This window comes from Streptomyces sp. NPDC033180, assembly GCF_055577645.1.
Genome location: NZ_JBVIPU010000011.1, coordinates 250,116 through 263,451, shown reverse-complemented (window position 1 = coordinate 263,451; position 13,336 = coordinate 250,116). Strand labels below are relative to the sequence as shown.

Genomic DNA, 13,336 nt, shown 5'->3' with positions numbered 1-13,336 from the left:
CGCCCCTGATGCGCAGGGGTTCTGGTCCCTCAGGGAACACCGGGACCCCATCCTCCCCAGTGAGGATCCACCCCCGCAGGCAAGGTCACCAGGATGGGCAGCACCTCTTCCGTCCCGCATCCCACCTGGAGTCGCGCCGTGCGCTTTCCCGCCCGTACCTCTCTCGCCGCCGCCCTCGTCATCGGCCTCACCGGCGCAGCGACCGTTCCCGCCCTCGCGGATGCGCACGCCCCTGCCGTCGCGGTTTCCACTCAGGGCTCCGCGCCGAACGGCAAGGCACTGCGCGCCGCGATCAAGGGGCTGCCGAACGCCGACGCGACCGCCGCCCTGGTCCGCGTCGGCGGCACGGACGGGACCTGGCGCGGCAGTTCCGGCGTACACGACCTGGTCACGGGGCGTAAGGCCGACCCGCACGGGCGCTTCCGCGCCGGGTCGACGACCAAGATCGTGACCGCGGCCGTGGCGCTGCAACTGGCTGCCGAGGGTGACCTGGACCTCGACAAGCCGGTGCAGCACTACATGCCGGAACTGTTCCCCAGGCAGGAGCGGGATCCGAAGAAGAGGTTCGAGCCGATACCCGTCCGCAGCCTCCTCAACTACACCAGCGGGCTGCGGTCGGGCGACGGCTTCGACGACGAATTCGCCCACCGCTACGACACGTTGGACTACCGGAAGGTCGTCGCTTCGGCCATCTCCAAGGGGCCCGAGCACGACCCCGGCGACCAGCAGCACTACCGCAACATCGGCTACACCGTGCTCGGCATGCTGATCGAGCGGCTCACCGGGGACTCGTACGCCCATCAGGCCGAGCGGCGGATCTTCCGGCCGCTCGGCATGCGCGACACGTACTTCCCCGGCGCCGACCTCCGCATCCGCGGTCCGCACAACCGCGGCTACCAGAGCGTGAAGCAGCCGGACGGGACCACGCGGCTTGTCGACGTCACCGAGTGGAACCAGTACGACCGCTTCGCGGCGGGCGACATGATCTCCTCCACCGCCGACCTGGAGGTCTTCACGCAGGCGCTGTTCGGCGGAGAGGTCGTGCCCCGGCCCCAGTTGAAGGAGATGTTCACCCTGCCGAAGCTGGCACCGGACGTCCCGGAAGCTGTCTTCGGAGCGGGCCTCCAGCGGATGCAGCTGGACGACGACACCGTGGTCTGGCTCAAGACCGGCTCCCGCTACGGCTACACGAACATGATCGCCTCCACCGAGAACGGCTCCCGGACTCTCGCCTACTCGGTCAACGCGACCGACGCCAAGGGGAAGGACATGAACCCGATCGCCGAGCGGATCGCTCTGACGGCCATGGACCGGGGCTGAGGCGGAGCTGAGGCGGGGCTGAGGCGGGGCTGGGTGCCGCGCTTACGCGACGCCCGTCATGCTCGCGAAGACCGTGACGTTGTTGGGGTAGTAGTTGCGGTCCGCGTCGAACTCCCCGCCGCAGGTGATCAGGCGCAGCCCCGCGTGATCGATGTTCTTGTACACGTCCAGGGTGGGGAACTCCTTCTTCGGGTACTCCTCGACACGGTCCACCGCGAAGGTGGCCGTCTTCCCGTCCTCGCGCGTCACCTCGATCGTGTCCCCGGCCTTCATCGTCTTCAGCTTCTTGAAGACGGCGTCCGCGCCGTTCCAGGTGACGTGTCCGGCGATCACCGCCGGGCCCTTGGAGCCGGGGGTGGGGCCCGGCTCGTACCAGCCCGCCAGATCGGGATCCTTCGGCGTCGTCATCGCCCCGTCCCCGCCCTGCCCCAGCGTCTCCAACGCGCTCGACATGCCGAGGGAGGGAATGGCGATCCGCTGCGGGACGGACCGGCCCAGGGGCGCGTCGGCCTGGCCCGCTCCCGTCTCCGTCTCCGTCTCCGCCCCCGTCTCCGGTGGCCGGCTGTCCGCCGTCCCGTCCTGCGCCGCGCTCTGCCGGGGGGCCGCCTGCGAGGCAGCGGTACTGTCCTGACCCGCGCATCCAGCCACCATCAGAGCCGCCGCGACGGCCGCGATCGCAGCGGCGGACGCACGCCTGACCCCGGCCCACGCTCCCCGGACCGAGCGGCTCACGCGGCGCTCCCGGTCTTCACGGTCACGGCACCGGACGCCATCCGCCGACGTGCGAGAACGAGCACACCGGCGGCGGCCGCGGCGGCAGTCCCGGCAGCACCGACCACGACCCCGGAAGGCGTGCCGTCCTCGGCGCCGCCGCTGCCGGTCTCGACCCCGCCGATGGGCACGGACCCGACGGCCGCGCCCTTGACCACACCGCAGTTGGTCGGAGCGGTGGCCTCCTGGGGCAGCTTCGGGTCGAGTTCGCTCTTGCCCGCGCCCTCGAAGTCGTACTTGCCGTTGTCGTTGGGGTCGATGCCGTGCTGCACGATGTGCAGGTCCTTGATGTGCTCGACCACGTCCTGCCCCACGGTGATGGTCCGCTTGTAGGAGACCTTGCCCTGCGCGTCGGCCACCGGCATCCGGTCCACGGCGAGGCCACTGCCCGCGTCGGTGCCGCCGGACTCGGTCAGTGAGATGTTGATGTCCCCGTAGTGGACGGTGGCCTCGGTGTTGTCGAGGATGCCGTCGCCGTTGGTGTCGTCACCGTCGTCGGGGCACTGGAAGTCGTGCCCGTCGGTGGACCCGTGCAGGTGCTGCGCCGATGGCTGTCCCGGCACCATGCCCTCGGACTTGATCCACACGGTCAGGGCGTTGCCGCGCAGGCTCAGGAGGGCCGTTCCCGTGGAGCCGGAGTCGTTCAGCGGCGCCAGGTCGATCTGGTAGGCCGGAGGGTCCGCCGCGAACACCGGGGACGAGACGACCACGGTGAGGAGAGCGGCGGGCAGAGCGGCGAACGCCGCGAGAAGGCCGATTCGCTTGGGCATCACGTTCGTTCCTTTCGGTTACCCATGAAACGCAACGAGACTCGTGGGTGTTCAAATGGAGCACGGAGAGCGGAAAGGGAGCGTGGTCGTGACGACCGGGTGGGACTGGAGCCGCGGCGAGACCCTGCTGCGCGTCGACGACCCCGCCGACTGGGACGCCGCGTACGAACGCGCTGAGTCGCGTCTCGGCACCGCAGCCATCGGGCTGGCTTTCAACTGCCCGCTGGCAGACGCCTCGCCGCGCATCGTCAGGGCGATGCGGCTGGCGGACCGCGGCCAGCGCGGGTTCGCGTTCACCGCGGCGGGCACGGCGGCCCGCCTCAACGGCGAACTGACGCCAGAGCTGTACGCCGCGCTCCGCGCCGAAGGCCACCGCGGCCTCGCCGAGACCGCTGTCGACGACACCCTGACCTTCGTGCCGTTCCAAAAGCTGCCGCTGTGGTTCAAGTGGCGGAAGGTCGCGTCGAAGGTGCGGGACAAGCTGAAGACCTGGCGGCTGAACGTCACGTACGCGATCGAGGACGCCCGGAACTCCCTGCGTCGACGCCGGTCCTGAACACAAGCCCCGCTACAACCCCGCGATCGCGTTCCACCGCTTCGCGAACTCCGTGCGCTCCTCCGACGTGATGTCCCGCGCGATCGCGAGCCGCTTCCGCATCGCGTCGTCCGGGAAGATCAGCGGGTCCTCCGCGAGGGCCGCCAGTTCCTTGTCCTTCGACGAGGCGAGGATGTCGCGGGCCGCGGGGACCGGGCAGACGTAGTTCACCCAGGCGGCGAGCTCAGCGGCCACCTCGGGCTCGTAGTAGTAGTCGATGAGCCGTTCCGCGTTCCGCTTGTGGCGGGCCAGGTTGGGGATCATCAGGGATTCCGCCCACAGTTCGGCGCCCTCCTGCGGCACCACGAACTCGATGTCCGGGTCGTCGGCCTGGAGCTGGATCACGTCGCCGCTGTAGGCCTGGCAGGCCAGGACGTCGCCGCTCGACAGGTCCTTGATGTAGTCGTTGCCGGTGAAGCGGCGGATGTGCTTCGACGCCACCAGCTTCTCCACCCGGTCGCACACCGCGTGGAAGTCGTCGGCCTTCCACTGGGTGATGTCGACCCCGTCGCCCTGCATGAGCAGCGCGAACGACTCGTCGAGCCCGGAGAGCAGCGTGACCCGGCCCTTGAGGTCGTCGGCCCACAGATCGGACACGTGCTTGATCTCCCGGCCGAGCCTGCGCTTGTTGTACGCGATGCCGGTGATGCCGGACTGCCAGGGGACGGTGTGCCCCCGGCCCGGGTCGAAGTGGGGCGAACGCAGCAGCGGGTCCAGGTACCTGGTCACGTTGGGCTGGTGCGCGCGGTCCATTTCCTGGACCCAGCCCAGCCCCACGAAGCGGGCACACATCCAGTCGCTGATGACGATGAGGTCGCGGCCGGTCTCCTGGTGGTTCATCAGGGACGGGCTGATCTTGCCGAAGAACTCGTCGTTGTCGTTGATCTCCTCCGTGTAGCGGACGTCGATGCCGGTCCGCTTCTCGAAGGCGTCGAGCGAGGGCCGCTTCGTCGAGTCATCGTCGTCGGTGTCGATGTACAGCGGCCAGTTGGCGAAGGCCAGCGTCCTGTCCTGCCGGGAGCGGTCCGCGGCGGCGCGCTCGCCGGGGCCTATGTACGCGGCGGGCACGCCACAGCCCGCGAGCGCGCTGACGGCCGCGCCGCCGCCGATGGCACGCAGCAGGGACCGGCGGGAGACTCGGGAGACTGAGGAGGCACTGGGGTTCGCTCGCACTCCGGCAGCATGCGCCTGCGTGTCCCGTACAGGCAATGGACGCTGCGTCGAGCCGAGCGGTCGGGAAGCGACACCCTGTCGATCGCACCTGGCCAACCCGCTGCCGGTCACCCCGGCTCCAGCCACCCCGCCAGGTCCCCCGCGGTGATCCGCTCCAGCGGCGAGGCGTCGACAGGCCCCGGGTAGAGCCGGTACACCGTGCCGGACGCGACAGCCTCCGCGCCCTCCAACTCACCGTGCAGGAGCGCCAGAAGAGAACGGCGGCCCGCGAGCTCCGGCTCGGCCCGCAGCTCGTCCGGCTGCCAGCCGTCGCGGACGCGCAGCGCGAAGTCGGCGCGCGGCTCGTCATCGGCACGGCGGTAGCCCCACAGGACATGGCCACGGCCGCGCACGTACACGGGTCCTTCGGTGCGGGCGGCCGCCGTCCAGCAGGCGAGGTCCCACAGGGTGGCCCGGCCGCACGGCTGGAAGGTGTCGAGCAGGTCGTTGCCCATGCGGCCGAGCTGCTTGCGGTAACGCCACACGTCGTGGTTGCCGTCGCCCGTGGCGAGGGTGACGTCGGCCCACCAGGCGCGGCGCGTCCGCAGGTCGACGATCATCGGCACGCGCAGCGCGGCGTCACCGGCGAGGTCGAAACGCTGACGGACCGTGCGCGGCTCGTACACGGCCCGCTTCGTGCCCTGCACCGCCATGAACCCCGCGAAGGCGTCCGGGAGTTCATCGAAGGGCACGTTGTTGTACGAGAGGACCGCGGGCACCACGAAGCGCACCCCCACGTGGGCAAGACGCGGCAGGTCCAGGTCCAGGTACTCGGTGGCGCCGTTCGGGGCGGGCGCCGATGTCAGGTCCCCGGAGTGCCGGGCGCCGCCCGCGTACGTCAGGTGCGTGTAGTCGCACAGGCCGACGAAGCGCCACAGGTCGTCGTAGAGCGCGACGGACAGGTCGAGGTCGACGCGCACACCCTTGGGCTGCAGCCAGTGCAGGAAGAGCCGCACGGTCTCGCTGTCCGCGGGCATGGGCAGCGAGCTGCCGCGCGGCACCGCGACCAGCGAGGCCGCGGACGCGCGCTCGGCGAACGGCACCGGCAGGTCGGCCAGCGAGGCGTCCAGGACGGCCACGTCGTACCGCTCGCCCTCCGGTTCCCGAGCGGCGAGCCGCCGCACGGCCTCCGCCTCGATCAGCTCACCGGCCCGTCCCGCCACCCGGTACGGCAGCGGCGGCCGCTCGTCGTCGACCGCGTAGGCCTTGGTGACGCGCCCGCGCGGGAAGAAGACTCGGCGGTGCCCCGGCACCGCACGCACCTTCATGCGGCCGTACGCACCGAGCAGCGGTCCGGGACCGGAGCGGGGCAGGACCTCGGCAAGCGCCTCGCCCACGGCCTCCGGCAGGGTCGTCGAACCCGAGCGGGCCAGCAACACGTCGAGCCGGCGCAGGAGTTCACCGGGGCGCTCGCGCAGCAGCCCCGCCGCGGCCGTGGTGTCCCAGCGGCCGATGGCCTCCTCGACGCGCCCCTGCCAAGTGGAGATCCGCAGCCGGTCGCCTTCGATACGGACGTCCTCGTGGCGTGCGGCTTCGGCGAGCAGCACCTCGGAGAGCGTGCTGTCGTCGATGCGGGTCCCGCGCAGGACGGCGAAGGCGAGCGCCACGCGCGCGTGGCGGTGGGCCTGCTCGAAGGGGTGCAGGATCTCACCGACCCGCTTCCAGGCGCGCGGGTTGCGGGCCATGTCCTCGGTGAGGCGTCGCAGGTCGAACCCGTCGAGCAGGGCGAGGAGTTCACGGCGTACGGGACGCGAGAGCCCGCGCAGACGCGGCAGTTCGAGCAGGTCGGGGTCGCCGCCGGACCGTACGACGAGGATGCGCAGCACGTCGGTCGCGGTATCGGCGTGCCGCGTGACCAGCGGGCGCACGTCAGGCACGTCGAGCAGCGGCGCGAGGGCGAGCGCCTTGCTCTCGCGCAGGGGAATCGCGTCCGGAAGCCAGTCGGCGGCGTCGGCCGGGTCCAGCTGCCCCAGAAGCAGCACCAGGTCGTCGTGGTCCTGGGGGTTCAGAGGCGTACGGCGGGCGAGCAGGGCGGCGAGCTCGGCGGCGGCGTCACCCGGCGCCGCCAGGCTCAGCGCGCGCAGGATCTCGCCGCCGTCGCCGCCGAGCCCCGCGCCGGTGTCGAGCCAGGGGTCGGTGGGCCCGTCGGTCTCGTAGCGGTTCTCGCAGATGGCGCAGGCGTACCAGACGCAGCAGTCGTCGCAGCAGCCGTAGTCCTCCTTCTTGCGGTGGCAGTCGTCGCACAGCAGATGCGCGCACGGCGAGAGCGCACGGACGCGGACCTTGGTCCCCGCGCAGTTCATGCAGGGCTGGTGCGGCTGGGCGGCGAGATGCGCGACGACGACGGAGGTGTAGCGGTCGTACGCGTGTTGGTACGGGATCTCGTCGGGGAAGCGCCGGAACAGCGGGGCATGGTGGCGGTCGGAGCCCATCAGCGCGTCGACATCGGCGAGGAGCCGCATGCCGGTCGCGGCGAGGTCGCCGACGGAGAGCGCGGTGAGCGCGCGGCGCAGCGGGGCGGTCAACAGGTGTCCGCGGTCGGCGAGTTCGGCTTCGAGGACGACCACGGCGGCGCCGGTCACAGCGGCGTCGGTTGCGGCGGACCTCGGGGCGCCGGAGGGGACGTACACACTCTGCCGGCGGCGCAGCAGCAGCCCGGCGAGGTCGTCAGCCGTCGTCATCATCAGGTCCCACCCCCGTAGGTACAGAAAAGGCGGGGGCGGAGAGTGCGTGCGCTACGGATCTTTTGCAGAGAAGAGAAAGAAGGAAGCACACAACGGAGCCGCCCCCGCGTACCTGACAGTACGCGGGGGCGGCGGGGCCGGGCATCCCAATTAGCCCGGGGGCGAGGAGACTCAGCCCTCGATCGACGTCATGACGTGCTTGATGCGCGTGTAGTCGTCGAAGCCGTAGGCCGAGAGGTCCTTGCCGTAGCCGGACTTCTTGAAGCCGCCGTGCGGCATCTCCGCTACCAGCGGGATGTGCGTGTTGATCCAGACGCAGCCGAAGTCGAGGACCTTGGCCATGCGCATCGCACGCGCGTGGTTCTGGGTCCAGACCGAGGAGGCCAGGGCGTAGTCCACGCCGTTCGCGTACGACACGGCCTGCGCCTCGTCCGTGAAGGACTGGACGGTGATGACCGGGCCGAAGACCTCGTTCTGGATGATCTCGTCGTCCTGCTTGAGGCCCGAGACGACGGTCGGGGCGTAGAAGAAGCCCTTCTCGCCGACCCGCTGGCCGCCCGCCTCGACCTTGGCGTGCGCCGGAAGGCGGTCGATGAAGCCGGAGACCTGCTTCAGCTGGTTGGCGTTGTTGAGCGGGCCGAAGAGCACGTCCTCGTCGTCCGGCTGGCCGGTCTTCGTGTCGGCCGCGGCCTTGGCGAGCGCGGTCACGAACTCGTCGTGGATGGACTCGTGAACGAGCACGCGCGTGGCCGCCGTACAGTCCTGGCCGGCGTTGAAGAAGCCCGCCACCGAGATGTCCTCGACGGCCTTGGCGATGTCGGCGTCGTCGAAGACGACGACCGGCGCCTTGCCGCCCAGCTCCAGGTGGACCCGCTTGAGGTCCTTGGACGCGGACTCGGCGACCTGCATGCCGGCGCGCACGGAGCCGGTGATGGAGGCCATCGCCGGGGTGTGGTGCTCGACCATCGCGCGGCCGGTGTCACGGTCGCCGCAGACGACGTTGAAGACGCCCTTGGGGACGATCGAGCCGATGATCTCGGCCATCAGGACGGTCGACGCGGGGGTCGTGTCCGAGGGCTTGAGGACGACGGTGTTGCCCGCGGCGAGCGCCGGGGCGAACTTCCATACGCCCATCATCATCGGGTAGTTCCAGGGCGCGACCTGCGCGCAGACGCCGATCGGCTCGCGGCGGATGATGGAGGTCAGACCCTCCATGTACTCGCCGGCCGCGCGGCCTTCGAGCATCCGGGCCGCGCCCGCGAAGAAGCGGATCTGGTCGACCATGGGCGGGATTTCCTCGGACCGGGTGAGCCCGGTCGGCTTGCCCGTGTTCTCGACCTCGGCCGCGATGAGCTCCTCGGCGCGCTCCTCGAAGGCGTCGGCGATCTTCAGCAGGGCCTTCTGACGCTCGGCGGGCGTCAGGTCGCGCCAGGCGGGGAACGCGGCGGCGGCCGCGTCCATGGCGGCATCGACGTCGGCCTGCCCCGACAGGGGCGCGGTGGCGTAGGACTCGCCCGTGGCGGGGTTGACCACCTCGGTGGTCCGCCCGTCGGCGGCGTCCCGGAATTCGCCGTTGATGTAGTTACGCAGACGGCGCAGCTCGGTGGTCACTTCCGGCCCTCCAGTCAGATGTCCAGTGGATGAGACACCCACCCTAGTCGTTGTACCGACGCTTTCAACATACCCGGAGGCCCATAACTGCGAAATCCGTGACGTTCGAAGCTCCAGACAACGAATTTCATCGATCTGACCTTGCGGAACTGTCGAGTCCTGTGCACCATGGGGTCGTGGCCAGTCGCAGCGCAGATTCCAGCAGTTCCCGACACGGGAACGGTTCTTCGTCCATCGACGCCGTCTCCCTGGCGATCATCGAACAGCTTCAGGAGGACGGACGCCGTCCGTACGCCGCCATCGGCAAGGCCGTGGGCCTGTCCGAAGCGGCCGTGCGGCAACGCGTCCAGAAGCTGCTCGACCAGGGCGTGATGCAGATCGTCGCCGTCACCGACCCGCTCACCGTGGGTTTCCGACGCCAGGCGATGGTCGGCATCAACGTCGAGGGCGATCTGGATCCCGTCGCGGAGGCGCTGACGGCCATGGCCGAGTGTGAGTACGTGGTGATGACCGCGGGCTCCTTCGACCTGATGGTGGAGGTCGTCTGCGAGGACGACGACCACCTTCTCGACGTGATCAACAAGCGCATCCGCGCCCTCCCCGGCGTGCGCTCCACCGAGAGCTTCGTCTATCTGAAGCTCAAGAAGCAGACCTATATGTGGGGAACCCGATAGCCGTGAGCAAGGACCTCAGCCGAACCGCGTACGACCACTTGTGGATGCACTTCACCCGCATGTCGGACTACGAGAACGCACCCGTGCCCACCATCGTGCGTGGCGAAGGCACCTACATCTACGACGACAAGGGCAAGAGGTACCTCGACGGCCTCTCCGGCCTGTTCGTGGTCAACGCCGGACACGGTCGTCACGAGCTCGCCGAGACCGCCTACAAGCAGGCTCAGGAGCTGGCCTTCTTCCCGGTGTGGAGCTACGCCCACCCGAAGGCCGTCCAGCTCGCGGAGCGCCTCGCGGACTACGCGCCCGGCGACCTCAACAAGGTCTTCTTCACCACCGGTGGCGGCGAGGCCGTCGAGACCGCGTGGAAGCTGACGAAGCAGTACCACAAGCTCACCGGCAACCACACGAAGTACAAGGTCATCTCCCGCGCGGTCGCCTACCACGGCACCCCGCAGGGCGCCCTGTCCATCACCGGCCTGCCCGCGCTCAAGGCCCCCTTCGAGCCGCTCGTCCCGGGCGCGCACAAGGTGCCGAACACGAACATCTACCGCGCCCCGATCCACGGCGACGACCCCGAGGCCTTCGGCCGCTGGGCCGCCGACCAGATCGAGCAGGAGATCCTCTTCGAGGGTCCCGAGACGGTCGCGGCCGTGTTCCTCGAGCCGGTGCAGAACGCCGGTGGCTGCTTCCCGCCGCCGCCCGGGTACTTCCAGCGCGTGCGCGAGATCTGCGACAAGTACGACGTGCTGCTCGTCTCTGACGAGGTCATCTGCGCCTTCGGCCGCCTCGGCACGATGTTCGCCTGTGACAAGTTCGGCTACGTCCCGGACATGATCACCTGCGCCAAGGGCATGACGTCGGGCTACTCCCCGATAGGCGCCTGCATCATCTCGGACAAGCTCGCCGAGCCGTTCTACAAGGGTGACAACACCTTCCTGCACGGCTACACCTTCGGCGGCCACCCCGTGTCCGCCGCTGTCGGCCTCGCCAACATCGACATCTTCGAGAAGGAGGGCCTGAACCAGCACGTCCTCGACAACGAGGACGCGTTCTACCAGACCCTCCGCAAGCTGCACGACCTGCCGATCGTCGGCGACGTCCGCGGCAACGGCTTCTTCTACGGCATCGAGCTCGTGAAGGACAAGGCCACCAAGGAGACGTTCAACGACGAGGAGACCGAGCGCGTCCTGTACGGCTTCCTCTCCAAGGCGCTGTACGAGAACGGTCTGTACTGCCGCGCCGACGACCGTGGCGACCCGGTCGTCCAGCTCGCCCCGCCGCTGATCTCCACCCAGGAGACCTTCGACGAGATCGAGGGCATCCTGCGCCAGGTCCTCACGGAGGCCTGGACGAAGCTCTGATCCGCAGGGCTCTGATCCCCAGAGCCCATAGTGTGATCGAGTGATCAACACCGGCCCCGGGGGCGCCCGTTCGAGTGAGAACGGGCGCCCCCGGGCCGCGTCGTTTCCAGGCAGCGCGGCCTGGATCCCTAGCGTGCCCAGTGACCGATCGGCCCCGCCTTCGTTCCCCCGTACGGGGGAGGCAAACTGATCTGAACCGAGGTGTACGTGATGGTGGCCCCGCCGGACAACGACGTGCTGTGGGCACGCGCCCTCCACGTGACACACAACGGCTCGCCCGCGCTCACCGGCGTATCGCTCGGTGTCCGCGAGGGCGAGATCCTCGCCGTCACCGGCCCGCGCGGCAGCGGCAAAACGACTCTCCTGCGCTGTCTGTCCGGACAGCTCCTGCCCCACGAGGGCGAGGTCTGGTTCAACAGCACGCCGGTGCACACGATGGGCCCCGTGATCCGCGAACGCCTGCGCCGCGACCGCTTCGGCTGGATCGACCCGGAGCCGCACCTCGTGCCCGAGCTCACTGGCTGGGAGAACGTCGCGATGCCGCTGATGCTGCGCGGCGCCTCGCACCGCGTCGCCAAGACCACGGCCCAGGAATGGCTCGACCGGCTCGACATCGGTGACTGCGCCCGCAAGCGGCCGCACGCGCTGCTCCAGGCCCAGCGCCAGCGCATCGCCATCGCCCGCGCCCTGGTCACCATGCCGTCCGTGATCTTCGCCGACGAGCCGACCGCCCCGCTGCACCGCGCCGACCGCGCCCACGTCCTTCGTACGCTGACGACCGCGGCCCACTCCCACGGCATCACCGTGCTCCTCGCCACGCATGACGCGGAGGTCGCCGCCCTCGCCGACCGGACGGTCACGCTGCTCGACGGGAGGCGCGTGAACACGGTGCATCTGCCGGGGACGGACGAGATCGCGTCGGCGGAGGGTGGCGCGGACACCCCCGAGGCCCCGGGCCCTGCCTCGGCCGAGGGCTCCGGCAAAGCGGCCACCGAGGGCGATTCCGACGATGCGGAAGGCCGGGCCGCGTGCTCGCTCTCCGTCTAGCCCGCGGGGCCCATCCCCTGGTCCAGCTGCGCAGGCTGCTCGTCGCCGCGGCCTCGGCCGGCACCGGCTTCCTGCTCCTGTGCACGCTGGGGTACGCGATGAGCCACCCGGACGCGTCCGGCGGAGCCGTGCTGCGCCTCTCCTGGTGCGTCGCGCCGATCGCCGCCACCGTGTACTTCGCCGTCACCGTCGCGCGCACCGACCCGGGCACCCGGCCGCGCTCCGGGCTCTCCGCGGTAGGGCTCGGTCCTGCCAGGCTCACCGTGCTCGCGACGATCTCCACAGCCGTGGCGTGCACGCTCGGCTCGATGATCGCGCTCCTGCTCTTCCTGCACCTGCGCGGCGACCTGACGGGCCTGCCCTTCGACGGCGCCTCGACCGAACTGCTCGCCGCCGGGCAGCCGTTGCCCCTCCCCGCGGCGCTCACCCTGCTCGCCCTGGTCCCGCTGACCGCCTCCGCGGCCAGCGCTGCCGTACTGCGGCCCCGGACCGCGAAGCCCGGTGGCAAGCGCGGCACCGAACAGAAAGAACCGGCGGACCCGAACGCACCGGCCGCCCCGCCGAGCGGGCTGCCCTGGGGGGTCGCGCTCCTCGCGGCGGGCCTCGCCGTCGAGACGTACGCGAGCCGCTCCCCCGGCACTTCGGACCTGCGAATGCCGGGCGGTCTGACCGGCAGCCCCGCGGGTGTGCTCGCCGGGTGGGCACTCACGGCGCTCGGCCTCGCCATCGCCGGGCCCGGCCTCACGTATCTGTGCGGGCGGATCCTGCAGGCGGCCAGGCCCGGCGCGATGCGGCTCCTGGCCGGGCGGGGGCTGCAGGAGGAGGCCCGGCGGATCGGACGGCCGCTCGGGGTGCTCTGTGTGGTGGGCTCCGGGGCGTACGCGGCGCTCACCCTCTACTCCGGTGACCGGCCCGGGGTCGGCCCGCTGACCACGCTCGGCTCGCTGCTCGTCGCGGGCTGCGCGGTCCTCACCCTGGCCACGGCCGCGATCGAGGCCAAGCACGCGCGCTCGGACACGACGTCGGCGCTGCTCCAGCTCGGGGCACCGGCGTCGATGCTGCGCGGCACCGCCGTACTGCGGGCAGGCGCGCTCGCGGCCGTGTTCGGTCCGCTGACCTGGATCGTCGCGGAGCTGGCCGCGGTGCCGCTCGCCGGCTGAGGAGCCCTCGTCGGACGCCGCGGAAAATCTTCCGCGAGGGGCGATGAGTTCTGCGTCGAACGTGCGTCTACCCCTCCGTAAGCCGCGGAACGCACGCGCCACGCAGAACTCACGCAGGACTCACAGCA

The 13,336-nt window shown here is 70.5% G+C and carries 11 protein-coding genes; 6 read left to right on the top strand and 5 right to left on the bottom strand.

The window, feature by feature from the left end:
* The first annotated feature begins 93 nt into the window (after positions 1–93).
* Positions 94–1,320, top strand: a complete 1,227-nt coding sequence (locus ACZ5WE_RS27480) for a serine hydrolase domain-containing protein (protein WP_467692870.1) — start codon at positions 94–96, stop codon at positions 1,318–1,320.
* A gap of 42 nt (positions 1,321–1,362) precedes the next feature.
* Here ACZ5WE_RS27480 and ACZ5WE_RS27475 read toward each other — a convergent pair whose 3' ends face one another.
* On the bottom strand, positions 1,363–2,052 hold the full coding sequence (locus ACZ5WE_RS27475; RefSeq protein WP_467692872.1) for a class F sortase: 690 nt from the start codon (positions 2,050–2,052) through the stop codon (positions 1,363–1,365).
* Positions 2,049–2,864: a hypothetical protein gene (locus tag ACZ5WE_RS27470; RefSeq protein WP_467692874.1), complete on the bottom strand. Its 816-nt coding sequence runs from the start codon at positions 2,862–2,864 to the stop codon at positions 2,049–2,051. Before ACZ5WE_RS27470 ends, ACZ5WE_RS27475 begins: the two co-directional genes overlap by 4 nt.
* A gap of 85 nt (positions 2,865–2,949) precedes the next feature.
* Here ACZ5WE_RS27470 and ACZ5WE_RS27465 point away from each other — a divergent pair, with 85 nt between their 5' ends.
* The gene (locus ACZ5WE_RS27465; RefSeq protein ID WP_467692876.1) at positions 2,950–3,417 is read left to right on the top strand and encodes a hypothetical protein; all 468 of its coding nucleotides are present in this window, start codon (positions 2,950–2,952) and stop codon (positions 3,415–3,417) included.
* A gap of 12 nt (positions 3,418–3,429) precedes the next feature.
* On the opposite strand, the gene ACZ5WE_RS27460 is transcribed toward ACZ5WE_RS27465, so the two are convergent.
* The 3 genes from ACZ5WE_RS27460 to ACZ5WE_RS27450 all read right to left on the bottom strand — a co-directional run bounded on the left by ACZ5WE_RS27460 (position 3,430) and on the right by ACZ5WE_RS27450 (position 8,963).
* A complete protein-coding gene (locus tag ACZ5WE_RS27460) occupies positions 3,430–4,629 on the bottom strand; it encodes a polyamine ABC transporter substrate-binding protein (protein ID WP_467692878.1) in 1,200 nt (399 codons plus the stop codon).
* 107 nt (positions 4,630–4,736) lie between these two features.
* Positions 4,737–7,352, bottom strand: coding sequence for an MXAN_6230/SCO0854 family RING domain-containing protein (locus ACZ5WE_RS27455; protein WP_467692880.1), 2,616 nt, complete (start codon positions 7,350–7,352; stop codon positions 4,737–4,739).
* Between the two features lie 171 nt (positions 7,353–7,523).
* Positions 7,524–8,963: a gamma-aminobutyraldehyde dehydrogenase gene (locus ACZ5WE_RS27450; protein WP_467692882.1), complete on the bottom strand. Its 1,440-nt coding sequence runs from the start codon at positions 8,961–8,963 to the stop codon at positions 7,524–7,526.
* 161 nt (positions 8,964–9,124) lie between these two features.
* Between ACZ5WE_RS27450 and ACZ5WE_RS27445 the strand changes: the two genes are divergently transcribed.
* The 4 genes from ACZ5WE_RS27445 to ACZ5WE_RS27430 all read left to right on the top strand — a co-directional run bounded on the left by ACZ5WE_RS27445 (position 9,125) and on the right by ACZ5WE_RS27430 (position 13,208).
* Positions 9,125–9,637 (top strand): Lrp/AsnC family transcriptional regulator, encoded by a 513-nt coding sequence (locus ACZ5WE_RS27445; RefSeq protein WP_367049304.1) that lies wholly within the window; start codon positions 9,125–9,127, stop codon positions 9,635–9,637.
* Entirely contained in the window at positions 9,622–11,001 is a 1,380-nt protein-coding gene (locus ACZ5WE_RS27440; protein ID WP_467692884.1) for an aspartate aminotransferase family protein, read from the top strand. Before ACZ5WE_RS27445 ends, ACZ5WE_RS27440 begins: the two co-directional genes overlap by 16 nt.
* Before the next feature lie 210 nt (positions 11,002–11,211).
* Positions 11,212–12,048 carry an ABC transporter ATP-binding protein gene (locus ACZ5WE_RS27435; RefSeq protein ID WP_467692886.1) on the top strand — a complete coding sequence of 279 codons (837 nt, stop codon included), beginning with the start codon at positions 11,212–11,214 and terminating at the stop codon, positions 12,046–12,048.
* On the top strand, positions 12,030–13,208 hold the full coding sequence (locus ACZ5WE_RS27430) for a hypothetical protein (RefSeq protein WP_467692888.1): 1,179 nt from the start codon (positions 12,030–12,032) through the stop codon (positions 13,206–13,208). The genes ACZ5WE_RS27435 and ACZ5WE_RS27430 overlap by 19 nt, the downstream gene beginning before the upstream one ends.
* The last annotated feature ends 128 nt before the right edge of the window (positions 13,209–13,336 follow it).